Raw genomic sequence first — 25,489 nt, 5'->3', positions numbered from 1 at the left:
GTGCACTTTGTCTTTCTCGTCTCCTATACTTCGGCCCACATGCGCGCCGCCCTTCTCATCTGCTGCCTATTACTGTCCCTGACCGCGAAAGCGCAGGAACCCTATCCGCTCACGCCCGATTCGGAAGTGCAGAACGTCCCGCACGGCACGGTCGAAAAGACCACGCTGCCACCGGGCCAGTTCTATCCCGGCACACCACACACGGTCAGCATCTACCTGCCACCCAACGCAGGCGCAGAGCCATTGCCTTACATGGTCTTCCTCGACGGCAGCGGCTATCTCGGCGGACGCATGCGCGCAGCCACCGTCTTTGACAACCTCATCGCGAAGCATCAACTACCACCGATGGTCGGCATCTTCATCGACCCCGGCGTGCTACCCGCCATCCGTCCCGATGCGCAGAACCGCTACGAACGCGTCTTCGAATACGACTCGCTTTCGAATCGCTACGTGAACTTCCTCATGCAGGAAGTTGTGCCCTTTGTTGAGAAGCGTCACGCATTATCGAAAGACCCCAACGCACACGCCATCGGAGGCACCAGCACCGGTGCAGTCGGCGCGTTCGTCGCAGCATGGCATCGCCCAGACCAGTTCCGCCGCGTGCTCTCACTTATCGGCACGTACGTCGCGATGAAAGGCGCGGACACCCTGCCCGAACTCGTCCGCAAGACCGAACCCAAACCCATCCGCATCTGGATGCAGGACGGTGCCAACGACCACATCACTCCCGACGAACCTTACGGCACCTTCTTCGCAGGCACCTGGCCACGCGCGAACCAGTTACTCTTCGACGCTCTACAGTTTAGTGGTTATGACGCAAAACTAACCATCGGCACCGGAGGCCACGACACTAAGCAAGGCTCCGCCGAATTGCCCGATGCCTTGAGATGGCTCTGGCGCGACTACTCCCCCGAACACGGCATCGGCACAATCGAAGTCCATCCACCCGCGGCGCAAAGCACCGCAGGCTTCGACAAACGAGGCAGTATCTGGGCCACTGTGGATGCGGTTGGTGGTTGGCAGGAAATTGGCCCCGATTGGGCAGCATCTGACCTTCAGCCAACATCAACAGGCGACCTGTACTTCGTCGATGGTGAAGATCACTTACATCGCTTCGATGGTCAAGTAAGCACGCAACTACACTATGGCGGTTGGCCACGCGCATATACGCTATTCCATGGAGGACCCAATCTTCTCGCTCCAGGATTTTATGACTCGTTGGACGAATACTCCCCGAGCTTACAGAAGCTTAAGGAATGGAAGATGCCACACGCGGAATGGATATGGTCTCTTCTTTCTCTCTCTGATCGAATGGTGTACCTGCTCACAAGCAGGAGTCCAACGAGTCGTGAAGATACTCGAATCTATTGGGCAGACCTCACTACAAGAACGGCCAAGTTCAATTCCGTTAAAGCTCCAGGGTCTCTTCTTGGCACACTAACTGCATCACCTGATCAAGCGATGCTCGTAATCACAGACCGCGAACATCGCCACCAATGGTCCATGCAGTTAGACAAAGACGGCAAGCCCATCAACCCTGAACCCTTCTACCGACTCGAAGTCCTCGACGACGAAACCGGCGCAAAAGGCGCAGCCTTCGACAGTATTGGTCAGGTTTACTTCGCGACAAAGATCGGTGTTCAAATCGCAGAGGCGAACGGCCGCATTGCCATGATCCTCAACAGCCCCATTCCAGACAAGCCGGTGGATAACATTGCATTCGGTGGCCCCGACCAGGATTGGCTCTACGTCACGGTCGATGGCAAACTCTATCGCCGCAAGATGAAAACCCACGCAGTCCCCGTCGACAAACCCGAGAAGCCACCACAACCACCGCTATAGAAACAAAAACGCAGCGCCCACTAACTTCAAGTGAGCGCTGCGTTCGTTAGCTCTTGAAGCGTGCGGTGTTAACGACCGATGGTCTTCATGCCGCCCTCGTTATAGCGATCGCCTGCCACTTCATCGGTAGGCACAGCAGCCTCAAGCTCTGCCACTTCCTCCGCACTCAACTTGATAGAAGCCGCAGCAGCATTCTCTTCCAGATACTTCACACGCTTCGTTCCCGGAATCGGTGCCAGATCATCGCCCTTGGCAAACACCCATGCCAAAGCCAACTGCCCAAGCTTTACCCCGCGACGTTCTGCGATCTCCGAGATGCGATTCACAATCAACTGGTTCTTATCCAGGTTCTCGCCCTGAAAACGCGGATACCGCGCTACACGCGCATCCTTGCCATCGTTCAAATTTTCCTTGGTCAACGCGCCAGTCAAAAAGCCACGCCCCAGCGGGGAATAGGGCACAAAGCCAATACCAAGCTCGCGAAGAGTAGGCAGGATCTCTGTTTCCACATCGCGCGTCCACAGCGAATACTCGCTCTGCAGCGCGGTAATGGGATGCACCTTGTGCGCACGACGAATCGTCTCGGCACCGGCTTCACTCAGGCCCAGGTACTTCACCTTGCCTTCCTTCACCAGTTCCGCCATCGCACCGACGGTCTCTTCAATTGGCGTGTCTGGATCAACGCGATGCTGGTAGTACAGATCAATCACATCCACGCCGAGTCGCTTCAGCGAGGCCTCGCACGCCTGCTTTACATACTCCGGCTTGCCGCTGATTCCCCAGAAATCCGGTTTGGAACGATCACGGAGATTCGCAAACTTGGTCGCCAGAAATACCTCGTCGCGTCGACTCTTGATGGTGTTTCCCACCAGAATTTCGTTATCGCCAAAACCATAAACATCGGCGGTGTCCAGAAAGGTAATGCCAAGATCCAGCGCGCGCAGAATCGTAGCGGCGCTCTCCGCATCATTGCGTTCGCCGTAAAACTCGCTCATGCCCATGCAGCCAAGACCTTCGCGGCTGACCACGGCACCCTGTGATCCAAGTTTGATTTGATCCACGCTCATGCGCACTTGGATGAGGTCTGAGCCTCCCACGATTCGCGTGGCGCGATACGGCTTTTAGCCTTATCCGTGTCCCACGTGAACCTGGCTTGTCAGGGCGAGAATGCAGAAGACTGCCAGGATCCCAAGCATGGTGGTGATCATGCCCCAGAAATAAATCCCGTCGAAGTTTCTGTGGCGCGCGTTTCCTTGCTCGTCGGCCATAACGTTCCACTCCGCTACGAAATTAGACGCCTCCGTTGCCCCAGACTTTGCCTGCTACAGAACATTGCGTACCTTCTTTTCCACTACCGGAACTCCGTAAAATCAATGCATGGGCCGTATCCGCGTACTTTCCGACCAGGTGGCGAACCAGATTGCCGCAGGCGAGGTCGTCGAACGCCCCGCCTCCGTCGTTAAAGAGCTGCTGGAAAACGCCATGGACGCGGGCGCCACGCGCATCCGCATTGAAATTGAGGGCGGCGGCCGCAAACTGATCCGCATCGTCGACAACGGCCACGGCATGGTCCGCGACGACGCCATGCTCGCCTTCGAGCGCCACGCCACCAGCAAGCTGCGCAACGCGGAAGACCTGAACCACATTGCCACGCTCGGCTTCCGCGGCGAGGCTCTGCCGTCCATCGCCTCCGTAGCGCGCGTCGAAATGGACACACGCAGCGAAGACGATGCTGTCGGAACGCGCATTGAAATCGTCGGCGGCAGCATGACCAAGGTGGAAGATGTGGGCGCGCCCACCGGCACCACCATTGCCATCCGCGACCTTTTCTTCAACGTCCCGGCACGCAAGAAATTCCTGAAATCGGAGCCGACAGAGCTGTCGCACGTGGCCGCGCTGGTCACGCATTATGCGCTGGCGCACCCGAACAAGCATTTCGAACTTCACACCGCGACGAACGCGCTGCTCGTGGCGCCCGCCGTCCGCGACGCCAGCGAGCGCGTCTTCCAAATTCTCGGCGGCGACGTTTCGCGTGACATGATCCCAGTCGCAGCGGAGATCGATTTCACCCGCGCAGGTCTGCCCGAACCCCCACCCTGGCGACGCGAAGAAGACTATGTCCCTCCCACCCCCGGCTTCCTGCGTGTGAGTGGCTTTGTCTCCAAGCCCGAGCTGCAAAAGCTCAATCGTGGCTCGATTTACGTCTTCGTCAACGGCCGACAGGTGCGTGACCGTCTCATCCTTCACGCGCTGACTGAGGCTTACAAGAACATCCTTCCGCCCACATCGTTTCCGGTGGTGCTGCTGTTCCTCGAAATGCCTGCTGCGGAAGTGGATGTGAATGTCCATCCCGCGAAGACGGAGGTGCGCTTCCGCCAATCCAGCTTTGTGCATGACTTCGTGCGGGATGCGGTGCGCAACTCGGTGCTGAAAGCGCGGCCCGCAGCCAGCTTCCTCACGGCTGTCGCCCCGCCCATTACGCCACGCGCAGGTGACAACTTCCTGAATGCAACGGAAGGATTCGATCTCGATCCCGTAGTGCGCGGACCGGGCCCCGGCAGTGATGCACCTTGGAGTGAACATCAGATATCTGAAGCGGAGGCGCAGGATCGTCAACGCGAACTGGAACGCGTCAGCGACCGCATCGACGCGCAGGACGCGGAAGGTTTCTCGCTAACGGCAAAGCCCACCACGCCAGTAGCCGGTCGCTTCAGCTTCCCATTGGAAGATCGGGAAGACCAATTCGAAAATCATCCTGAGCGGAGCGCAGCGGAGTCGAAGGACCCGCATTCCTCTACACCGCCATGGACATATCCGGGAAGCGACCCTCACGCCGCAACCCATTTGCCCATCGGCACCCCAAACCAAGCCCCCGCTGCCGAACGCATCGAAGACACCGCCCGCCTCGATGGCCTTGGCGGCCTGCGTCCGCTCGGCCAGCTTCAGAACTCCTTCATCCTCGCCGTCAACGAGCAGGGCCTTTGGATCATCGACCAGCACGTCGCCCACGAACGCATCCTGTTTGAAAAGGTCCTGCGCGAACGTCAGGTGGAGAAGGTCCAACGCCAACGCCTGCTTATGCCGTTGCTCATCGACCTCATCCCGGCGCAAATGGCCAACTTTGCCCAGATGGCCGATGAACTCTCCCGTAACGGCTTCGAAGCAGAGCCTTTCGGCCCACGCACCCTCGCCGTCAAGGCCGCTCCCGTCGGGCTCGAAGGCAAGGAACTCGAACTAGCTCTGGCGGAACTGCTGCAAACCGACGATGACGCTCCGCAGGCCGATAACATGGAGGAGCGCCGCCGCCGTATCGCCGCTTCCATCGCCTGCCATGCCGCCGTGAAGATCAATATGCCCTTGGAACAGAGCAAAATGCAGTGGCTACTCGACGAATTGGGAAAAACTGAGAATCCAATGGCATGTCCACATGGCAGACCCATCGCTTTGCGTTATTCTCATAAAGAGATCCAGCGGGCGTTCCAGCGCATTTAGTTTGCGCTTCTCAGCATCGCCGCAGGCTTTGGGATCTTCCACGAACCATGCAGGTTCCTCTGGACAGCGGGAAGACGACACCCCGCCGGGCAGCATCAGAAAATGGCACACAGCCATTCCATGCTCCCCTTACATCGAATACAGAAGCACAGGCAGCAACGCGGGTCGTCTCCGCGACATGTTGTGCTGTGCATATGCGTAAGCGCCACTCATAAGAACAGGCGCCGGAAAGAGAACTCCGCTCATGGCAACTTCGCCAGTAACCCCTACCCAAAACCAATTAAAACTTGCGCGCGTGGCCCTTTGGCATCAGGACGGCAACGCCCTCCAAACGCTTGACGATCTCCGCACATGGCTCGACGAAGCCGGCATCGTCGCGTACACGCCCCACGCCCAGTTCGCCGCTGCGCCGCAGCCCAGCTTCTCAGAAGCTGTCCTCGGACGCCCCGAAAAGAACTGGATTCCCCAGGCAGAAACCGAAGAGACCGACGGTCCCAGCGAGGATGAATCCTACGCCGTCGAAGTTGAAGATGAAGAACCCGCCGACGAAGTGGAAGACATCGACGAAGACGACGATGAGCCTGCCGACGCTGTAGAGTTCGCTGACGATGAAGCTTCCGATGACGAAGTGATGATCTCCAACGACGACGAGTTCGCAGAAGACGAAGGCGACGAGATCGCCGAAGAAGACAAGATTGAAGCAGACGCCGAAGCAGCTGCTGAAGAGGCTGTCGAAGCGCCGAAGGCCATCAATGGCTTCTCTCTCGAAGAGCGCGAAGAAGTCCGCCGCATGCTTGCCCGTCTCGTTGAGGACGGCACTGCAGTGCCGCTGAACCTCCTTGGTAACTCGCTCGGCGAGCCAGACTTTGTCTGCTCGGCACAGGCGTTTTCGTTTATTTACACCCTCCGCGGTGACAAGAACTTCAAGAACGAACCCTCCCAGACCGGCGCGATGCGCGTCTCTCCTCTCGCTGCCAAGGCATACGATCTGCTGAAGGAAAAGGGCGCCATGGCGCCGCACGAACTCAGCACGGAACTCGGCCAGGGCATCGTGGATTCGGCTGTTCTGCGCGCTCTCAGCGAGCTGTGGTCCATCCTGCGCGTCGTTCCCATCCCGAATGCAGACGGCGAGCCCGCCACCTGGGAAGTTGCCAGCGGCCGCTACCTGCGCCACATCAAGGCAGGCGCCAACGCGGGCCAGCCCACGGCGCTGTCAGCGCTGCTGTCGCTGTACCTGTCGCAGACCGTTGCTGCCACCAGTGACGAGATGGAAATCTTCCTCTCGCCGCTTGCTGCACGTTCGCGCGTCCGCGAAGTCGTGAATGGCCTGTCGGCCTCGCGCCAGCTTGATTCCATCGTGCTGGACGGCAAGACCGCCCACTTCCTCCCCGGCGCGCTCGACAGCCTGCCGGAAGACAACACCGTAGCCTCCACGGAACCCTTCGTGCAGCAGCGTTCGCGCTATGAAGACGACGACCGCCGCGCCATGATCGAAGCCCGCAACGCCCGCTTTGCCGCAGAAGGTGGCACACCGGAAGAGCGCAAGCCCTTCCGCCGCGAAGGCGAACAGGGTGGCTTCCGTCCCCGCCGCGAAGGTGGCTTTGCGCCGCGTCGCGAAGGCGGATTCACCCCGCAACGCCGCTCCGGTGGCTTTGGCGGCAACCGCGAAGGCTTTACCCCGCGTACTGACCGCGAGCGTCGTCCCTTCACCCGCCGCGACGAAGGTGGAACGACCGACCGTCCTCGCAACGAATTTGCACGTCCCTGGGACGAGGATCGTGGAGAGCGCAAGCCCTTCACCCCGCGCGAAGGCGGCGAGCGTCGTCCGTTCACGCCTCGCGGTGACCGCCCCTCCTTTGGCGACCGCAAGCCTTTCGGCGAGCGCAAGAGCTTCGGTGACCGCAAGCCCTTCACCCCACGTGAAGGCGGCGAAGGCCGTCCGTTCACTCCCCGCGGTGATCGTCCGTTCACGCCTCGTGGCGACCGTCCGTTTACCCCGCGTGGTGATCGTCCTTCCTACGGCGACCGTAAGCCCTTCGGTGATCGCAAGCCGTTCGGCGAACGCAAGAGCTTCGGCGACCGCGAAGGTGGCGAGCGTCGTCCCTTCACACCTCGTGAGGGCGGTGATCGTCCGTTTACACCTCGTGGCGACCGTCCTTCCTACGGCGACCGTAAGCCGTTCGGCGAGCGCAAGAGCTTCGGTGATCGCAAGCCCTTCACCCCGCGTGAAGGTGGCGAAGGCCGTCCGTTCACTCCCCGCGGTGATCGTCCGTTCACCCCTCGTGGTGATCGCCCCAGCTTCGGCGACCGTAAGCCTTTTGGTGACCGCAAGCCCTTCACTCCACGCGAAGGGGGCGATCGTCGTCCCTTCACACCTCGTGAGGGTGGTGACCGTCCGTTCACGCCGCGCGGCGACCGTCCTTCGTACGGCGACCGTAAGCCGTACGGTGATCGCAAGAGCTTTGGCGACCGCAAACCCTTCACACCTCGTGAAGGCGGTGAAGGCCGTCCGTTCACCCCACGTGGCGACCGTCCCTCGTATGGCGACCGCAAGCCGTTCACCCCACGCGAAGGCGGCGAACGTCGTCCGTTCACCCCGCGTGGCGATCGTCCCTTCACCCCACGTGGTGACCGTCCCAGCTTCGGCGACCGCAAGCCGTTCGGCGAACGTAAGTCCTTTGGTGGCCCGCGCAAGCCCTTCGGTGCAGACCGTGGCGGCAGCTTCGAGGGTCGTGGCGAGCGCGCTCGCTTCTCCGGCGAACCCGGCGAAGGCCGTCCGTCCTTCCGTAGCGGCGGACACTCGGCAGGTCCCGGCGGAGCCAAGTTCGGCGGCTCAGGCTTCGGACGCGACCGCAAGGGTGGCCCCGGCAGCTTCGGCAAGCCAGGCTTCAAACCCTCCCGCAAGGGACCGGGCGATGGCCCAGGCCGCGGCGGAGCACCCAAGCGCCGCCCCGAATAACCAACCAACTCTGAACATAACTACCCCCGTCCGTGACATCGTCACGGGCGGGGCTTTCTTTTTGTAGGTAAGCAAGTCCCACGGGAAGACCTGTCGGGGTTGGGAATCTATACTGGCCGCGCAGCGATCAAGTCATTCTCAGCAAAGTGGAGCATCGAGGTTTTGCAGATGACCAGGCACAGTCTTCAGTGGATTCTCGTTCTCTTAAGCCTGCCTGCAACCGTTCACGGGCTTAGGGCTCAGCAGGTTCACCAGGACGTCACCTCACCCCTCAAGTTCGACGCGGTGACCGTAAAGCCAAACAAAACCGGCTCATCGACGATGGCCTCCATGTACCACAGTGGTGACATGCTGCAGTTGGAGAACATCACGCTTCAGGTTGCCCTATGGGACGTATTCGACCAGCAAGAGTATTTGATTGATGGCGTTCCCGACTGGGGCAAAAGACTTCACTTCGACATTCAAGGCAAGATCCTCGACGCCACACCGCAGGCCATCGACGCCCTCACTCTCGACCAGAGAAGAGCCATGGTGATCCGGGTGCTACAGGAGCGTTTCGGCCTCAAGACCCACTGGATCACACGCGACGCTCCAGAGTATGCGTTGGTTGTGGCAAAGGGCGGGAGCAAGCTCACACCGACCACTTTCACACGGACGTCCAGCGGTCGAAATCTATACAACTGGTCTGCCGAAAGTGTCACCACGGACGATCTCGCGAAGGGGCTGGCGGGAACCCTTAGGCGTCCCGTCGAAAACCGTACCGGATTGACAGGGCAGTACGACTTTCATCTCAAATGGTCTGCCGACAAATCGGAATTGTCCCCCGGTTCAGCAGCCGACGATGCGCCTTCCATCTTCACTGCTGTCAAAGAGACTCTGGGACTTGAACTTAAGCCAATCACTGGGCCGGTGCAGGTGCTCGTCGTGGATACACTCGAGCTTCCCGACGAGAACTGACAGCCGCCGACTCGAGACATCCCGCCCCGAGCCGCTTCCAGCCTGTCCCTGTGCTTCCTGTACAGAAGGCGTATGCTATCCGAACCGGGGCTGCGTCCAACCGGTGTAGGTCATTGTTCGTAAGGGGTTCGTTACCTGATGCCGAAGTCGCTCAAGATTTCCACGCTGGCTGTTTCCGCTGTTCTGCTGCTCACCATGTTTCTGGGCGCAAACCTGCGTCGGGTACATGCGTCCGGACAGGCGCAGGACGGTGCCTATCGCCAGATGCAGGTCTACAGCGAAGTCCTTCGCCACATTCAGTCTGACTACGTGGTCGACCCCAACATGCCCAAGGTGACCGACGCCTCCATGCGCGGCCTTCTTGAGTCGCTCGACGCCGAATCCAGCTACCTGTCCCCGACTGAGTACAAGCTATACAAGGAGCACGTCGGCAAGCCGCAGGCGGGCATCGGTGCCGACGTAGGCAAGCGTTACGGCATCGCTACTGTTATTTCGGTGGTCGCAGGCGGACCGGCAGACAAGGCTGGCCTCCACAGTGGCGATCGTATTGAATCCATTGGCGATCGCAGCACAATGGAAATGTCGCTGGCAGAAGTACAGATGGCACTGGGTGGCGAAAAGGGGACGCCGGTTGTGCTTTCCATGATCCGCCCCATGAAGAACGCCCCGGAGAAGCTCACGCTCACACGTACGGACACGTCGCTCCCCTCAACCGGCGAAGTCTTCTATGAAGGCGGCTCCATCCTCTACATCAAGCCCGGCATCATCGACAAAGATCACGTGCAGCAGGTGGAGCAGAAGCTGAAGGCCATGGGTCGCACCAACTCCAAGAAGATCCTGCTCGATCTGCGTGACGTTTCCTCGGGCGACGACGCCGAAGGCATCCGTCTGGCCAACCTCTTCCTCAAGTCCGGCACCATCGCCATGCTTGAAGGCCAGAAGGTAGCCAAGCAGACTTTCACCGCAGAGCCCGGCAAGACCGTGAACGAGAAGGCTCCCATGGTTACGCTGGTGAATCGCGGCACCGCGGGCGCGGCTGAGATCGTCGCCGGGGCGCTACTCGATTCCAAGCGCAGCGAACTCGTTGGTGAAAAGACCTACGGCGACGGCGCGCAGCAGCGCGTCTTTGAACTCGCCGACGGCGGCGCCATCATCCTCTCTGTGGCCAAGTTTGAAACGCCCTCCGGCAAGAAGTACCAGGACGAAGGCCTGACACCCACCACCACGGTTGCCACAGCTCAGGAACTGGCAATGGCCGATGGCGACGAAGACGGCGACAGTGAAGCCGCCAGCACCGCCACGGTGAACTCCTCCAAGCCCGCCGCAGCCGCAACCACCGTTGCCAAGCCCGCTGCCAACATCGACGAGCAGCTCAACAAGGCGCTCGACATCCTGAAGGCAAAAGCGGCTTAAAAATATCCACAGAATTTGGCTGAAAGAGGCAGGGAATCCCTGCCTCTTTCTGTTTGCTGCGGGGACGGAACGAGAGCAAAACGCATCACACTTGGGTATACGAAATCGGCACGAAACGCCGTTGACGAACGTGTTTCCTCCGCGTTCGTTCAACTCGGAAACGCCTGCCACCCCGTGCTACCGTTAGGATTGCCGTGCCCAGCCTGTTCACTCGCGAAACTCCGTCCTCCAGCGATCGCAAGTCCGCACCCGGCAACGGCAAGGGACCGTGGCGCCCGCCCCAATCCGGAGGCAGGCCCCCCAAACGCGTCCCCTACGCGCGGACCTGGTGGTACAAGTACTTCCCCACAAGGGCAAAGGCGCGCCGCGCCATCTTCTACAGCCTGCTCGGCTGCTCGGCCGTTTTCGGCTCGCTCGTCGGCCTCACGCTGGTCAACACGGCCGACCTGCCGCAGATGGAAGACCTGGAGCATTACCGCCCGGCCACCACGACCGAGCTGCTCGACATCCACGGCCGCACCATCGGCTCGTTCGCTCTTGAGCGCCGCGTTGTCGTCCCCTACAACGATTTCCCGAAGGTGCTGCACGACGCCATTCTCTCCATCGAAGACAAGAGCTTCGACAAGAACGCAGGCGTAAACCCCTTCCGCGTCATCGGCGCGGCGTACGTTGATCTGCGTTCCAAGGGCCGCCGTCAGGGTGCATCCACACTCACCATGCAGCTTGCGCGCAACCTGTTCCTGACGCTCGATCAGACGTGGAGCCGCAAAATTCAGGAAATCCTGCTCTCTGTCCAGATCGAACGCCACTTCACCAAGGAACAGATCTTCACCCTCTACGCCAACCAGATCTATCTGGGCAGCGGCGTCTACGGGTTTGAGGCGGGCAGCGAATACTACTTCTCCAAGAAGGCAAGGGAACTCACGCTGCCCGAGGCTGCATTGCTCGCGGCACTCCCTAAGGGGCCCAGCAGCTACTCGCCGGTGCGCCATCCGGATCGCGCTCTCAAGCGCCGCAACCTGGTGCTCAGCGAAATGCTCGGCGACGGCTTCATCACCGAACAGCAATTTCAGGAAGCAAAGTCCGCACCGCTGGGCCTCAACATCGAGCCGCCTGCGAACACCATCGCTCCTTACTTCGTAGAAGAAGTGCGCCGCCAGCTTGAACAGGAGTATGGTGCCGACGCCGTTCACGGCTCCGGCCTCAAGGTCTACACCACCATGGACCTCGACCTGCAAACCGTGGCGAACAAGGCAGTGCTCGACAACGTAGCCGCCTACGAACGCCGTCACGGATGGAAGGGCAAACTCACCAACATCTTCGAAACCAACGGCGACCTGCAAACCTACCAGCATCCCGACTGGACGGACTCGATTGAAAACGGCGCATACTTCCACGCGTTGGTCATTGAAGCCACACCCCGCCGCGTCATCGTTCGCATCGGCAAACGTTACGCAGAGATGACTGCGAACGACTGGGCATGGACCACCATGGGCAATGGTGACAAGCTTCTGCAAAAAGGCGACATCGCCTACGTCCGCATTGAAGACGCCACCAGCGGTACCGCCACCATGCACGCGTCGCTGCAGCAGGACTCTGGCGCTCAGGCGTCGCTCATGGCCATGGATAACTCCAATGGCGACGTGCTCGCCATGGTTGGTGGACGCGACTTCAACCTGTCGCAATTCAATCGCGCTACGCAGTCGGAACGCCAGACCGGCTCCAGCTTCAAGCCATACGTGTACACCACGGCGGTTGAGCAGCTTCACACCAAGCCCACAGACATCATCGTGGACGCGCCCACCAGCTTCTACACGCCCAACGGCCCGTACACGCCGCATAACTACGAGCCGAACTACGCTGGACCAATGACCATTCTCAACGCCTTCGCGGAGTCGCGAAACATCCCCGCACTCAAGCTCGCGAATCAGGTTGGCATCCGCAAGGTCATTGAAGTGGCGCATCGCTTCGGCGTCACGTCGAACATCCCCGCGTTCCTGCCGGTGGCCATCGGCTCTGCGGGCATCAAGTTGTCAGAGCAGGTCGGCGCATACTCTGTCTTCCCCAACGACGGCATCCTCGTCAAGCCGCACGTCATCCGCCGCATCGTGCAGGCAGATGGATTGCCGCTGAAACAGGTCTCGCCGCAGGTGAAGGAAGTTATCAGCGTTGAGACCGCGCGCACCATGATGACGCTGCTGAAAGCTGTGCCGCAATTCGGCACGGCAGCCCAGGCAGGCGCTGTGCTGAAACATCCGATCGGTGGCAAAACGGGAACAACCAATAGCTATACCGACGCGTGGTTCCTCGGCTTTTCTCCCTCCGTCACATGTGGCACATGGATCGGTTTTGATGATCCCCGCCGCACACTCGGCGAGAAAGAAACCGGCGCACGAGCCGCGCTGCCCATGTGGATCGACTTCATGAAGGTCGCCATCGCACGGTCGCCGAATGAGCAGTTCCCAACCGCCGCGAAGAAGGCGCTCGCAGTCGACGCAACGACCGAATCCACAGACAACGCAGCACCCGTCGTGAAGAAGCCCGTAGCCCCGAACGACGATTCGGATGACGACTCCGACGACTCTGGCGACAACGCAAAACCCGCAGCGAAACCCGCTCCGGTTGTGCGCGATACACCGCCTGCAGATAACTCGAACGAGACCATGCCGGATGATGCACCCGCAACAAAGACACCCGCCAAGCCCACCGCGCCGGCAAAGGGCTACGTCGCCTCGCCCGTAGGCCCATACAAGCCCTACAGCGGACCACTGCTGCAAAAAGGGCCGTCCCCCGCAGGCGGAAGCTCGCCTCCACCCCGTTAGCTCGTTCGTCCACCCTTTCGATCCACGTGTACGATTGGGTGCGCTATCGAAGGGGACAAACGTGACGCTTCAGCATTCCCGCAGAACATTCCTGGTACAAGCAGCATCGGTGGCTGCGCTTTCTCTATCGCGATCGAACACCGCGTGGGCCGCGGAGAGCAGTCCAATCGGGCTGGAACTCTACACCGTCGGCGCGGTACTGACTCAGGATCCCGCAGGCACACTGAAGCAGGTAAAGGCCATCGGCTACGACGAGGTTGAGGTCTCAGGCTTCGCCAAGCTCACACCCAAAGCACTGCGCGCGCTCATTGATGAGAATGGCCTGAAGTGTCCTGCGGCTCATCTTCAGTTCGGCTTTGAAGACACGGCCAAAATCCTGCAACAGGCAAACGATCTCCGCGTACCTTACGCTGCAAGCTCCATCCTGTTGCCTGAAGCGCCCACCGCAGGCATGGCGGGTGTTCTGGACAAACTGAACAAGCTCACCGCAGACGACTTCAAGAAGATCGCAGAACTTGCCAACCGCATCGGCGAGCAGTCGCAAAAAGCTGGCGTCCAGTTCGCGTATCACAACCACGCACACGAGTTTCGTGATCTGGGCGACGGCAAGACGGGCTACGAAATCCTGTTGGCTGAGACAAACCCCGCGCTGGTGCAGTTCGAACTCGATTGCGGATGGATGATTACAGCGGGTGCGAATCCCGTGGACTACTTCCGTCGTTTTCCCAAGCGGTATCGCGTGATTCACGTAAAGGACTTCCCGGCATCGACCAAGGTCACCACGGTAATGGGCGGCCCGGGGATGCCTCATCCCACGCAACTCGGTGAAGGCCACATCGACTACAAACCGGTAATCGCTGCAGCGCGCACTGCAGGAGTACAGCATTTCTTCGTCGAGCAGGATCCGCCCATGACCGGTCACACGCCACTCGAAGCAGCCGCAATTGACTACAAGTATTTACAAAGCATCTTCTAGCGGACGTTGGTGGACAGCGCGCGCCGCAGTGCAAACCATCGCTCTGCGCGCGCCACGTCCTTGAAGATCTGCGCCTTCAACGCCTCAGGATCAGCAAACTTCTGCTCACTGCGAAGACGCTTATGAAACGTCATCCGCAGCGGCGTCTCTTCCGTCAGATCGACAGGATGAAAGCGCAGCAGGTACGTCTCCACGGCAAACGAATCCGCACCAAACGTAGGCCGATTGCCAATGTTTGTCACACCCTCGAAGCTCTCATCACCAATCCGCAGATCGGTGATGTACACACCATGCGCGGGCAAAAGATTGTCATACGCGGCAAGGTTAATCGTCGGTACGGCATACTTTGTGCCATATCCACGTCCACGCGCAGGCGTTGAATCCACAAAGAACTCGCGACCCAACATGTGCCGCGTCGCAGCCATATCGCCTTCTGCAACGGCATGACGAATGCGGCTGGAAGAGATACTCGTGCGGCCTGATTCAATCGCAGCAAAGGTCTTTGCAGTGAATCCAAGCTTCTGTCCCAGCGCTTCCAGCGAATGCGTATCCGCCTCCGCACCTGAGCCAAAGCGGAAGTTCTCGCCCTCGTACACTTCCACAGCATGCAACGTATCGCGTAGTACCGCAGTGCAGAAGTCCTTCGCACTGGTCGCTGCAAACTCACGCGTAAAGGGCAGCAGCAACACCGCATCCAGCCCGGTCTTCTCCAGCAACTCCAGCTTCACATCCGTAGGCGTAATCAGTTGCAGTTTGCGTTCGGGGCGCAGCACGCGAGCGGGATGCGGATCAAGCGTTACCAGCACGGCCTTCGCATGCAGCGCATGCGCTCGCGCAATCACTTCGCGAATCACTGTCTGATGACCGCAATGAACACCATCAAAATTGCCAATGGTTACAACCGTTGGACCAATGTCAGCGGGCACTTCCGCAAGGCTGCGATAGATGTTCACTGCGCGGCCTCGTTGTTCGTGTGAATGCGAAAGGGAAGCCGCAAGCCGTCATAAGCCAGGTGAATGCTCTCAGGCAATTCCGCTTCCGTTGGCCAATGATCCAGGTCGTGCGAGATGTGCGTGAAGTATGTCTGCTTCGCGCCAATGCGCTGTGCAATCGCAATGGACTTCTCCAGGTGCGAGTGGCTGGGATGCGGCTCGCGTCGCAGCGCGTCCAGGATCACTACGTCCAGCCCCTGCAGCCTCTCATACGACTGCTCTGGCAGATCGCTCATGTCTGTCAGGTAGGCAAGCGAACCAAAGCGATATCCCGCAATTTCATGCCGCCCATGCAGCACTGGAACCCGCTCGATCGTTGCGCCAAACAACTCAATCGTCGTGCCCGGCTCATCACTCAACCGGTGCAGGTCCACACGCGCGCTCGTGGGATAGCGATCCCTCTTGCGAAAGGTGTAGTCGAAGATGCGTTCGATGACATCCGCAGTGGAATCGTCCGCATACAGCGGCATGTTCGCATCTTTCCCAAACGTCAGCGGACGCAGATCGTCAAAGCCCAGCACGTGATCCGCATGGCCATGTGTGTACAGCACGGCATCCACGTGATTCACGCCAAAGCGCAACGCCTGCATGCGGAACTCCTGCCCGGTATCCACCAGCACAGTCCGCTCCGTGCCTTCTGCATCGTCATACCGCAGCGCAATCGATGACCGTGTCCGATTGTTGCGCGGATCGGTCGACGCGCATACGTCACACGGACAACCCAAAGTGGGCACGCCCATAGACGTGCCTGTGCCAAGAAAAAGCAACTCGGCGTCGGGTGCTACTACGTTTGGCTCTTGCTCGACGATCGTTCCGTTCCTTCTCGGCTAACAAAGATCAATGCAGATAGGATGTTCCAGCCTAGCGAACGATCTTCGGTCCGCCACCGCTGAAACCACCGCCACCAAATCCGCCACCACCACTGAAGCCACCACCGCCACCGCTGAACCCGCCACCCGAAGGCGTTCCCGGAGGAGGAGGCGTGGTCTGCCGCGACTGCGCCTGGCGCGCCAGCAACTGCGTAATCTCCAGGAAGCCCATGCGCAGCTCAAACAGCGCGGAGTTCAGCAGATTCTTCTCTTGCTCCGTCAGGTTGCCAGCAGTCTTCTCTTCGATCACCGAGAGCATATCCACGCTCTGCTTCGCACCCAGCAGATCCACACGTGCCTGCTGCCCCTGCTGCGTCCCCGCACCAAGCTGAATCATGGCTGACATGTAGATGGACTGCACCAGTTGCGAGAAGTCCATGGGCGGCAAGTGCTCCGCGCCCAGGTTCTGCGACCGCATCATCGTCTCAATGCGTTCCGCCGTGGCTTCATACGCGGAGCGCACCTGCTCCATCTCTTCAGCGGTCGGCGGCGGCAGCTTGCCCTCTTCTTCGCCGGCAGCCGCGGCTTCCGCAGCAACTTCTTCTTCTGCAGGCTCCGGCACCGGCGTTACCGTGTGTGCGGAGTTCGATGCAGCAGCAGCGTCGCGCACCGGGAAGGGAATGGGCTCCTTGTTCACTGCAGGAGTCGGTTCCGGCGTCGCGGCCTCAGCTTCTGGCGCTGCGGTCTCTGCAACAGGCTCTTCCGGGCGAGGCTCTACGGGTTCGCCGTCCATGCGAAATTTGCGACGGTCGTTAATCACAAAGGGCTTATTTTGTTCGTTCTCAGACATGGGTCGTGTCTCTTTCGGGGATCGTAAAAATCTTTAAGGTGTTGTGGCAGTTTCCAACGCGTTTGCCTGCACCGCAACTCCGCCGGCGTAGGTTATCGCAAGGCCACGATCCAATGCTTCGCGGCGAATAAATCCAAGGGCTAATCGTCGGCCGTCAATCTCTGAAGTGGCCACTGAAGTCAGTTCACCCACCGGTTTTCCTTCCGCCTCCAAAGGCGTTCCCGGCGCGGGTACGTCACCAGTCAAAGCAAAACTGGTAAACGTGCGGTGAACATTGCCGCGCGAACGGATGCGTTCCACAATTTCCTGTCCCAGGTAGCAGCCCTTGTTAAAGTGCAGGGCGCGCGTCTGGTTCGTCTCCTGCGGCAAATCGCGATCGCGGATATCGGTGCCGTAGCGCGGAGTGCCTTCGGCAATGCGCAGCAACTCAAGTCCTTCTGCATCGCACACGGCAGCGCCATCCTGCACCAGTGCCGCACGCAACTGCTCCAGCACAGCGGCATTACGCGACCAAATCTCAAAACGCGGCACCAGTGGGCTGTAAGTGCACACCACCTGAACATCGCCGCCCGCGTAGGGAACCGCCAGCTTCTTCAACAGCTTCGTCGCACGCACGGCAACACCCGCTGCGGTCAGTTTTTCCGCTGCCTGCGGTCCCGCCACCAGCATGCCGTGCCACAGGGCGCTTTCATCGCTCAGTTCCACATCGTCCATGATGATGAACCGGTCCAGCAGCGCCACAATGTTTTCCACCTGCTCCGGGCTGGTCTCCAGCAACAGCAGATCGGGCTTGGCCCAGATCATCAGGTCGCCCTGAATACGCCCCTGCGCGCTCAGCAAAAAGCTGTACGCACCCTCGCCGGGCGTCAGCGCCTGCACGGAGTTCGTCACCATGCCATTCAGCCACCGCACGCGGTCGCTGCCGGTCACGGCAATCCATCCGGCGGCAAGCGAAGCCAAGCCTGCGCCGGTGCGAAAGGCCTGGAGTTGGTCAACTGCGCTAAGAGTCGTCATTTCCTGCATAAGGCACACTTCGGCAAGCGGTTCGGTGCGGCCAAACTGGCCCACTTGCCCGTACACTGGATTATAGGTTCCGCGACGGTGAAGCTGCCTGTACGCCCGCGGACATGCGGAGTTGTGACTGACTTGAAGCCTGCCTGCAGTGCCCCCTGGACGAAGCTCGCCGTGATTGCCGTGGTTCTTTCCCCGGCCCTGTTCTATGCGCAACAGGTGCAGCCTCCGCCGCCAGCACCACCCCCCGTCCAAACCGCCAAACCGCAGTCCGACGCCGACACCCACATGACCAAGTCGCAGGCCGCCGACCTCTTCAAGAGCGTCGACGAGGTTATTGGCTTCGTCGCCTCCGATTCGCACCTGAAGGCCACACGCCCGGTCAAACGCCGCCTGCTCACGCGCCCAGAAGTCAATAAAGAGTTGATGGACCGCATGAAGGAAGACGAAGGCGCCAAACGCCTTCAGCGCAGCGAACTGGTGCTAAAGAAGTTCGGCTTCATTGAGCGCGACTTCCACCTGCAGCCCTTCCTGTTGAGCCTGCTCACGGAACAGGTCGCCGCCTTCTACGATCCCAAGACGCGCACGGTAAACATGCTCGACTGGGTCAAGCCCGACGAGCAGAAGCCCGTCCTCGCACACGAACTCACGCACGCCGTGCAGGACGACCGCGTGAAGCTCGAAAAGTGGGGCAGCCCCGCTCCCACCGCCATCGCAAAAAACGTGCGCGAAGACAACGAACACATCCAGCTAGACGAAGCCTCCACCGCGCGCGAATCCGTCACCGAAGGCCAGGCCATGGCCGTCTTCGTCGATTACGAACTGCAGCCCATGGGCAAAACGCTGAAAGACGCGCCAGAATTTGGCGAACGCGTGCGCGAAATGTCGTCAGACACCAGCGGCTCACCCGTCCTGTCGCGCGCCCCATTGCTCTTGCAGGAATCCCTGCTGTTCCCCTACGGCCAGGGCCTCGCGTTTGAGCAGGCCATCCTGCAGGCAAAGGGAGTGGACGCAGCCTTCGCCGGCACGCTCGATCGCCCGCCCACGTCGTCGCATGAGGTCATGCACCCTGAGGTCTACATGGCAAAAACACCAGTCCCAGTGCTCACCATGCCCAACGTGCATACGTTGCTCGACAAGGATTGGGACCCGTATGACGTAGGCGTCATGGGCGAACTCGACGTTCGCATCATCACGGAACTCTTCGGTGGCCGCGCCATGGCTGACCCGCTCGCAGTCGCATGGAATGGCGGCATCTACTACGCAGCGCAGAAGAAGACGGGGGCAGATAAAGCCTCGCCATCCTCCATCGGCATCGTGTATTACTCGCAGTGGAAGAATCAGGATTCCGCTCGTTCGTTCCTGAAGATTTACGCCAGCCAGCTTCCGCGCAAGTATCGCTCGTTGAAGCAGGTAGATATCCCCAACGGCGACGACGATCATCTCCTCTTCTCCACGGAAGAGGGCGACGTTTGGCTCTCACTGGATGCAGGCGGCGGCGTCTTCCTCAGCGAAGGCTTTGACCGCGACACCGCGAAGAAGCTGGAAACGCTCTATCGCGAAGTGCAGGGACACGGCCCGTTGCAACAGGCATCGGAGCAACCCATGCACGAACTCACCTCAGGTTTGCGCAACTTGATGCCCGGCATCCCGAAAGCAGCACTCGATTACGGGATGCGCACGGCATCGCATAAATAGTTTTGTTACATAACCATTTGGAGAACACATTGGCACAGGCAGAGATCGGCATCATCGGCGGCAGCGGTTTATACAACATGCCGGGATTGACGGACACCACGGAAATCAAGGTGGAGACGCCCTTCGGCGACCCATCAGAAACCATCGTGCTGGGCACGTTGGAAGGTCGTAAGGTTGCGTTCCTCGCACGCCACGGCCGCGGTCACCGCATCCTCCCCACGGAGCTGAACTTCCGCGCCAACATCTACGCCATGAAGAAGCTTGGCGTCAGCTTCATCCTGTCCATCTCCGCAGTGGGATCGCTGAAGGAAGAGCACAAGCCTACTGACTTCGTCATCCCCGACCAGTTCATTGACCGCACCTTCGCACGCAACGCCACCTTCTTCGGCGACGGCATCGTCGGTCACGTAGCGTTCGGCGATCCGATCTGCTCCGTTGCAGCCAAGGCATTCGAACAGGGCTGTAAGGAAGCAGGCGTCGTAGGCAAGCTCGGCGGCACGTACATCAACATGGAAGGCCCGCAGTTCAGCACGCGCGCCGAATCGAACCTGTACCGCTCATGGGGCGCAGACGTCATCGGTATGACCAACTTGCAGGAAGCCAAGCTGGCCCGCGAAGCTGAGATCAGCTACGCCACACTCGCCATGGTCACGGACTACGACTGCTGGCACGAAAGCCATGACGACGTCACCGTCGATCAGATCGTGCAAGTCATCCACGCCAACACTAAGAACGCGCAGGAAGTGCTGAAGGGCGCAGTCAAAGCGCTGCCCAAGGACAACAGCAACACTCCCGTAGCCTCTGCACTGAAGTTCGCCATCATGACTGACAAGAAGGTCATCCCCGCAGCCACACGCGAGAAGCTGGCCATCTTCCTGGATAAGTACGAAGGCTAATGATGACCACCGCGAAGCGCTTTAAGTTGCTGCTTATAGCCTTTGTTTTAGAGGTCGCTGTAACAGCGCTCGTGGTGTCATTTCCTGATGTGGACAGGGGATGGTATATCCCGCTGGTTCCGTTCTTTGCACCGGGTTGGGTACTTATGTTTCTTGTCGGCGGTGGTAATTCGCTGATGGATGGCATTGTTCCAGTCGGGCGGGAAAATCTAGCGTTGGCCTTGGGTTTCCTCTTAAACACGGCGATTATGTACGGCTTCTGTTATCTCGTGACTAGGGTTCACAGCGAAGTCAGACCAGTATTTCGATGGAAGGATTTGAAATAGAAATATGTCGATTGTTGTAGTTGGTTCAGTAGCGTTCGATACGTTGACCACACCGAAGGAGCATCGTGCTCGTATCCAGGGCGGTGCTGCGTACCACTTCGCGCAAAGCGCTCGTTTCTTCACCGACGTGAAGGTCATCGGCGTAGTCGGTAACGACTTCACCGCAGAGCATGAAGCCACCCTCACCAAGCACGGCATCGACACCACCGGCATAGAACATGCGGACGGCCTCTCTTTCCACTGGACCGGTGAATACAAAGGCGCCATGAGCGAAGCCATCACGCTCAACACAGAGCTGAACGTCTTCGGCAGCTTCGATCCCAAGGTCCCCGAAAGCTACAAGTCCTCCGACTATCTCTTCCTCGCCAACATCGAACCTACGCTGCAACTCCGCGTGCGCCAGCAGTTCCCCGATGCAAAGCTCGTCGCAGGCGACACCATGAACTACTGGATCGCAGACCACAAAGCGAACCTGCTCAAGACCATCGCAGAGCTCGACGTTCTCGTCATCAACGACGGCGAAGCCCGCCTCCTTACCGGCGAACACAACCTCGTAACCGCTGCGAAGAAGGTGATGGAGATGGGCCCCAAGTCGCTCGTCATCAAGCATGGTGAATACGGCGCAACGGCTTTCTTCTGCGATCGTTCGTTCCCCGGCGCCATGAACACCGTACCCTTCCGTGCTCCGGCACTACCCATTGAAGAAGTGGTAGACCCCACAGGCGCAGGCGACATGTTCGCCGGCGGCTTCTTCGGTTACATCGCATCGCAGCCGGAGCTCACGCCTCGCGTCTTCCGCACGGCGCTGTTTTACGGCGGCGTAATGGGTTCATTCGCTGTAGAAAAGTTCGGCTCTGAACGCGTGCAGGAACTTACGCGCGAAGAGATCGAAGCACGTTTTAAACTGTTCCGCGAAATCTCGCACCTGGATCTCGATGCCGCGTAAATCCATTCCGGGCCAGCCGTTGCGTTCGCCTCGCACCATCGTGCGCAAGAGCGTTGTGCCGCGTCGCCCATACGATCCAAATGCTGTCTACCCAGCCACGCGCGATGAGTTACGACCCATCGCGCTGGCCTCGGTTGTGCTTGGCTTCCTCGCGTTGATGGTCGTTGCATCGCGCGGATGGATGTTGCTGTATGGCGATGCCGTAGCGCATCTCGGCATCGCACGCCGCATCCTCGACGCGCATTATCCCGGCATCGCGCAACTCGGCGGTGTGTGGTTGCCACTACCGCATCTGCTCATGCTGCCGTTTGTGCAACGCATGGATTGGTGGCAGAACGGTGTCGCTGGTGCATGGCCTTCGCTTGCCGCATACGCCCTTGCGAACACCGGCTGTTATGCGCTCGCACGCAAGCTGGTTCCTCCACCCTGGGCATTCGCTGCAACGGCTTTCTTCGCACTCAATCCGACCCTGATGTCCCTGGCCCCCACCGCCATGACAGAGCCGCTGTTCCTCGCGCTCATGGTCTGGTCCATCGTCGTCGCGTATGAAGCAGTGGAAGCCCTGCAAGCCGCAAAGATTCGCAGTGTGAAGTGGCGCTTCATCATCAGTGGCATCCTCACCTTCACCATGGTCATGACGCGCTACGACGGATGGATCCTCGGCGCAGCCATCTGGCTCGTACTCGCCATCGCATGGTGGCGTTCCGGCGAAGCCACACGCAAAGCCACGCAGACTTCGTTCATCGTGCTGACGCTCATCACCGTCGCTGGCCCCGTCCTCTGGTTCTGGTACAACGCCAAGTATCAGGGCGACTGGCTCGACTTCATGCGCGGACCATATTCCGCAAAGGCCATCGAAGCAAAGACCACGCCACCGGGATCGAAGCCGCGTCGCGGCATGTACAACCCCGGCTGGGCCTTCATCTACTTCACACGTGCCGCACAAGTGGATGCAGTCGCATACGAACTCGGCTTTGGCGTTCTCGCCACAGCCATCATTGGTTCGTATCTCGCGTGGAAGCAGCGACTCTCTCGTGTGGTGCTTCTGCTGTGGGTGCCGTTGCCGTTTTACATCTACTCCATCGCATGGGGCAGCGTGCCCCTCTTCGTGCCGCAGTTGTATCCGGGTTCGTATTACAACTCGCGTTACGGCATGGAACTCCTGCCAGTCTTCGCGATCTTCACCGCAATCGCATGCGCTGCCGTGGAGCGCAAACTCCGCACACAAAGCAAGAAGAAGGCCGACATCTTCTTCTTCCTCGTGCTCGTCGCCATCCTCTTAAACATGATCGCCATGATGGGCAGCTTCGGCAACTTGTTGCAGAAGGTTCGCGGTGAAGACGCGAAGATTCCCAAGTGGCTCAGCGCGCCGCCGCTGGTCTTCCAGGAAGGCATGGTCAACGCATCCACGCGCATCCCGTTTGAGAGAACGCTTGCGCAGGAGATGTTGCGCATCGGCCCAGGCGACACCATCATGTTCAACACCAACGACCACATCGGCGCGATTCAGGACGCAGGCATTCCTCTCAAGCGTCTCATCAGCCCGCTGGATTCCGAGACCTTCAACAAGGCAGCCGAGGCACCTGCAAAGTATGCCAAGGTCATCGTCGCCATCGATGGTGATCCCGTAGCGAAAGCAGTCGCCGCACACCCCGAAGGTCTCAGCGAAATTGAAGTGGTCTGCAACAGTGGCCAGGGCTGCGCGCGTTTCTATCGCAGCGATGTGTATCAGGGAGGCGTTCAGTGATTCCGTTTGTAAAAGCGCATGCGTGCGGCAACGATTTCTTAGTCGTCGAAGAGACGCTTGCCAACGGCAAACACGCGCAGATGGCGCGCCTGCTGTGCTCGCGCAATTACAGCGTGGGCGCAGACGGCGTGGAGTTCCTTGCACGCAAGTCTGACGGCTCTTTCTTCTTACGCCTCTTCAACGCAGACGGCTCGGAAGCAGAACTCTCTGGCAACGGCACACGTTGCGTGGCTGCATGGCTCGGCTTCAACGAAGGTCTTCGCGAAACAAAGATGGGCACACCCGGCGGTGAAAAAATCTGCCGCGTCATCGAGTGCAACGAAGAACACTTCCTCATTGAAACGTCCATGGGCATTCCCAAAGTCGAAGAACGCATCGTCCACGTCGAAGGTGTCGGCGATATCGCTGGCGCAGTTGTCGATGTAGGCAATCCTCACTTCGTCATCTTCACCAACGACGAAACCTTCGCCTCACACGGTCTCACATGGGAAGACCTCGGAGCACGCATCTGCACGCACAAGGACTTCCCTAAAGGAACCAACGTCGAGTTTGTGCGCGTCATCGCTCCCAACGAAATCGCATTCCGCATCTTCGAGCGCGGCGTCGGCCCCACGCAATCCTCCGGCACAGGAACATCAGCATCGTCTGCGGCCAGCATCGTTCTGCGTGGATGCAATCGCACACTCGAAGCATCATCTCTCGGTGGTGCGCAGCGAGTCGTATGGAATGAAGGCGAGCAGTTAATGCTCACTGGCCCTGCGCAGATCGTCTGCAAAGGCGAAGTCAGCCTGCAGGGGATGGAAGCGTGATTCGTCCTGCACGATTGAAAGCAGGCGCGCGCGTTGCCATCGTGTCGCCCGCCAGCACGCCAAAAGAACCATTGGTGCGACTCGGCATGGAGCGCTTCGCATCGCTTCGTTACGAGCCAGTGCTGTTTCCATCCGCACTCGCATCCGGGCCGCTCTATTACGCAGGTGACGTTGCTGCACGCGTAAAAGACCTTCACGATGCCTTCAGCGATCCCGCGATCGAAGCCATCATCTGCACACGCGGTGGGTGGGGTACAGCAGAACTTCTGCCGCATCTCGATGCAGAATTAGTCAAAGCCAATCCAAAACCCTTCATCGGATTCAGCGATCACACCACTCTCCATCTATGGTTCGCGCAAACCTGCGGCCTGCAGACGTTTTACGGTCCCATGATCTCGCCAGACTTCGCACGCGGCGACGTGCTTGCAGACGGCGTCGATCTGCACTCATGGCGTCATGCCTTAGAGCAGACACAGCCGTGGTCGCTGAATGAACGCGAAGGCATGCGTGTTCTTCGCAGCGGCGAAACAGTAGAAGGCACGCTGTACTGTGGATGCCTCGCGCTTCTGACAGAATCCCTCGGAACACCGTGGGCCATGCAGATGCCGGAAGGCGATATCATCCTCTTCGTCGAAGAAGTCGGCACGCACCCCTATCAGTGGGATCGCATGATGCTGCATCTGCAATACGCTGGCTTGCTTGATCGCGTGAAAGGCATCGTCTTTGGCGACATGGCACAATGCGCAGCAGATGCAGAAGAAGCTGCGCTGATTGAAAAGGCATTGCTGCACAATCTTCGCAACTGGAAAGGCCCAATCGCTATCGGTCTGCAGTGCGGCCATGTGAATGCGCCCAACGTGACGTTACCGCTGGGCGTGAAGGTACGCCTCACCTGCGCCGAAGCCGCAGAGTTGCAGATATTGGAATCAGCGGTGGAGTAAGGA

20 protein-coding genes are annotated in these 25,489 nt (G+C 59.5%); 14 read left to right on the top strand and 6 right to left on the bottom strand.

Features of this window, described 5'->3' with window-relative positions:
• On the top strand, positions 1–1,842 hold the full coding sequence (locus tag M504_RS21175; RefSeq protein ID WP_052200497.1) for an alpha/beta hydrolase-fold protein: 1,842 nt from the start codon (positions 1–3) through the stop codon (positions 1,840–1,842).
• A 68-nt stretch (positions 1,843–1,910) separates the two neighbouring features.
• Here the strand turns inward: M504_RS21175 and M504_RS07245 are convergent, their stop codons facing one another.
• Together M504_RS07245 and M504_RS22025 are read right to left on the bottom strand one after the other, a co-directional pair.
• Positions 1,911–2,909, bottom strand: coding sequence for an aldo/keto reductase (locus M504_RS07245; RefSeq protein WP_047489599.1), 999 nt, complete (start codon positions 2,907–2,909; stop codon positions 1,911–1,913).
• Positions 2,910–2,969: 60 nt separating this feature from the next.
• Complete coding sequence (locus M504_RS22025; RefSeq protein WP_156993598.1) at positions 2,970–3,110, bottom strand: hypothetical protein; 141 nt, start codon at positions 3,108–3,110, stop codon at positions 2,970–2,972.
• Between the two features lie 109 nt (positions 3,111–3,219).
• On the opposite strand from M504_RS22025, the gene mutL reads away from it, so the two are divergent.
• The 6 genes from mutL to M504_RS07215 all read left to right on the top strand — a co-directional run bounded on the left by mutL (position 3,220) and on the right by M504_RS07215 (position 14,461).
• Positions 3,220–5,334, top strand: a complete 2,115-nt coding sequence (mutL, locus tag M504_RS07240) for a DNA mismatch repair endonuclease MutL (RefSeq protein WP_047489592.1) — start codon at positions 3,220–3,222, stop codon at positions 5,332–5,334.
• A gap of 244 nt (positions 5,335–5,578) precedes the next feature.
• Positions 5,579–8,293 carry a hypothetical protein gene (locus M504_RS21170; RefSeq protein WP_052200496.1) on the top strand — a complete coding sequence of 905 codons (2,715 nt, stop codon included), beginning with the start codon at positions 5,579–5,581 and terminating at the stop codon, positions 8,291–8,293.
• A 168-nt stretch (positions 8,294–8,461) separates the two neighbouring features.
• Complete coding sequence (locus M504_RS21165; RefSeq protein ID WP_156993596.1) at positions 8,462–9,250, top strand: TIGR03435 family protein; 789 nt, start codon at positions 8,462–8,464, stop codon at positions 9,248–9,250.
• A gap of 138 nt (positions 9,251–9,388) precedes the next feature.
• Positions 9,389–10,663, top strand: a complete 1,275-nt coding sequence (locus M504_RS07225) for a S41 family peptidase (protein ID WP_047489589.1) — start codon at positions 9,389–9,391, stop codon at positions 10,661–10,663.
• A gap of 194 nt (positions 10,664–10,857) precedes the next feature.
• A complete protein-coding gene (locus M504_RS07220; RefSeq protein WP_052200494.1) occupies positions 10,858–13,485 on the top strand; it encodes a penicillin-binding protein 1A in 2,628 nt (875 codons plus the stop codon).
• A 61-nt stretch (positions 13,486–13,546) separates the two neighbouring features.
• Positions 13,547–14,461, top strand: coding sequence for a sugar phosphate isomerase/epimerase (locus M504_RS07215; protein ID WP_047489587.1), 915 nt, complete (start codon positions 13,547–13,549; stop codon positions 14,459–14,461).
• Here the strand turns inward: M504_RS07215 and M504_RS07210 are convergent.
• The 4 genes from M504_RS07210 to M504_RS07195 form a co-directional block, all read right to left on the bottom strand.
• A complete protein-coding gene (locus M504_RS07210; protein WP_047489583.1) occupies positions 14,458–15,414 on the bottom strand; it encodes a bifunctional riboflavin kinase/FAD synthetase in 957 nt (318 codons plus the stop codon). The genes M504_RS07215 and M504_RS07210 overlap by 4 nt on opposite strands.
• Entirely contained in the window at positions 15,411–16,193 is a 783-nt protein-coding gene (locus tag M504_RS07205) for an MBL fold metallo-hydrolase (protein WP_052200819.1), read from the bottom strand. Before M504_RS07205 ends, M504_RS07210 begins: the two co-directional genes overlap by 4 nt.
• A 121-nt stretch (positions 16,194–16,314) precedes the next feature.
• Positions 16,315–17,112 carry a DUF1844 domain-containing protein gene (locus M504_RS07200; protein WP_047489576.1) on the bottom strand — a complete coding sequence of 266 codons (798 nt, stop codon included), beginning with the start codon at positions 17,110–17,112 and terminating at the stop codon, positions 16,315–16,317.
• Positions 17,113–17,145: 33 nt separating this feature from the next.
• Entirely contained in the window at positions 17,146–18,126 is a 981-nt protein-coding gene (locus tag M504_RS07195) for a folate-binding protein YgfZ (protein WP_232296198.1), read from the bottom strand.
• Positions 18,127–18,249: 123 nt separating this feature from the next.
• Here M504_RS07195 and M504_RS07190 point away from each other — a divergent pair, with 123 nt between their 5' ends.
• The 7 genes from M504_RS07190 to M504_RS07160 are packed head-to-tail and all read left to right on the top strand — an operon-like array spanning position 18,250 to position 25,486.
• Positions 18,250–19,821: a hypothetical protein gene (locus M504_RS07190; protein WP_052200493.1), complete on the top strand. Its 1,572-nt coding sequence runs from the start codon at positions 18,250–18,252 to the stop codon at positions 19,819–19,821.
• Between the two features lie 29 nt (positions 19,822–19,850).
• Entirely contained in the window at positions 19,851–20,717 is an 867-nt protein-coding gene (mtnP, locus tag M504_RS07185) for an S-methyl-5'-thioadenosine phosphorylase (RefSeq protein WP_047489573.1), read from the top strand.
• On the top strand, positions 20,717–21,043 hold the full coding sequence (locus tag M504_RS07180) for a hypothetical protein (RefSeq protein ID WP_047489570.1): 327 nt from the start codon (positions 20,717–20,719) through the stop codon (positions 21,041–21,043). The genes mtnP and M504_RS07180 overlap by 1 nt, the downstream gene beginning before the upstream one ends.
• A 4-nt stretch (positions 21,044–21,047) precedes the next feature.
• Positions 21,048–21,989 carry a PfkB family carbohydrate kinase gene (locus tag M504_RS07175; protein WP_047489564.1) on the top strand — a complete coding sequence of 314 codons (942 nt, stop codon included), beginning with the start codon at positions 21,048–21,050 and terminating at the stop codon, positions 21,987–21,989.
• Positions 21,979–23,736 carry a hypothetical protein gene (locus M504_RS07170; protein ID WP_047489561.1) on the top strand — a complete coding sequence of 586 codons (1,758 nt, stop codon included), beginning with the start codon at positions 21,979–21,981 and terminating at the stop codon, positions 23,734–23,736. The genes M504_RS07175 and M504_RS07170 overlap by 11 nt, the downstream gene beginning before the upstream one ends.
• The gene (gene dapF / locus M504_RS07165; RefSeq protein WP_047489558.1) at positions 23,733–24,545 is read left to right on the top strand and encodes a diaminopimelate epimerase; all 813 of its coding nucleotides are present in this window, start codon (positions 23,733–23,735) and stop codon (positions 24,543–24,545) included. The genes M504_RS07170 and dapF overlap by 4 nt, the downstream gene beginning before the upstream one ends.
• Positions 24,542–25,486 carry an LD-carboxypeptidase gene (locus M504_RS07160; RefSeq protein ID WP_047489555.1) on the top strand — a complete coding sequence of 315 codons (945 nt, stop codon included), beginning with the start codon at positions 24,542–24,544 and terminating at the stop codon, positions 25,484–25,486. Before dapF ends, M504_RS07160 begins: the two co-directional genes overlap by 4 nt.
• The last annotated feature ends 3 nt before the right edge of the window (positions 25,487–25,489 follow it).

Origin of the sequence: Terriglobus sp. TAA 43 (assembly GCF_000800015.1) — a bacterium.
Classification (GTDB): domain Bacteria; phylum Acidobacteriota; class Terriglobia; order Terriglobales; family Acidobacteriaceae; genus Terriglobus.
The sequence above is the reverse complement of the archived record's forward strand: the minus strand, read 5'-3'. Positions and strand labels throughout refer to the sequence as shown.

Excerpts from the sequence above, each read along its gene's own strand:
- M504_RS07245 (WP_047489599.1), bottom strand. The coding sequence starts at position 2,909 with ATGAGCGTGGATCAAATCAAACTTGGATCACAGGGTGCCGTGGTCAGC.
- M504_RS22025 (WP_156993598.1), bottom strand. The coding sequence starts at position 3,110 with ATGGCCGACGAGCAAGGAAACGCGCGCCACAGAAACTTCGACGGGATT.
- mutL (WP_047489592.1), top strand. The coding sequence starts at position 3,220 with ATGGGCCGTATCCGCGTACTTTCCGACCAGGTGGCGAACCAGATTGCC.
- M504_RS21170 (WP_052200496.1), top strand. The coding sequence starts at position 5,579 with ATGGCAACTTCGCCAGTAACCCCTACCCAAAACCAATTAAAACTTGCG.
- M504_RS21165 (WP_156993596.1), top strand. The coding sequence starts at position 8,462 with ATGACCAGGCACAGTCTTCAGTGGATTCTCGTTCTCTTAAGCCTGCCT.
- M504_RS07225 (WP_047489589.1), top strand. The coding sequence starts at position 9,389 with ATGCCGAAGTCGCTCAAGATTTCCACGCTGGCTGTTTCCGCTGTTCTG.
- M504_RS07205 (WP_052200819.1), bottom strand. The coding sequence starts at position 16,193 with ATGGGCGTGCCCACTTTGGGTTGTCCGTGTGACGTATGCGCGTCGACC.
- M504_RS07200 (WP_047489576.1), bottom strand. The coding sequence starts at position 17,112 with ATGTCTGAGAACGAACAAAATAAGCCCTTTGTGATTAACGACCGTCGC.
- M504_RS07195 (WP_232296198.1), bottom strand. The coding sequence starts at position 18,126 with ATGACGACTCTTAGCGCAGTTGACCAACTCCAGGCCTTTCGCACCGGC.
- M504_RS07180 (WP_047489570.1), top strand. The coding sequence starts at position 20,717 with ATGATGACCACCGCGAAGCGCTTTAAGTTGCTGCTTATAGCCTTTGTT.
- M504_RS07175 (WP_047489564.1), top strand. The coding sequence starts at position 21,048 with ATGTCGATTGTTGTAGTTGGTTCAGTAGCGTTCGATACGTTGACCACA.
- M504_RS07170 (WP_047489561.1), top strand. The coding sequence starts at position 21,979 with ATGCCGCGTAAATCCATTCCGGGCCAGCCGTTGCGTTCGCCTCGCACC.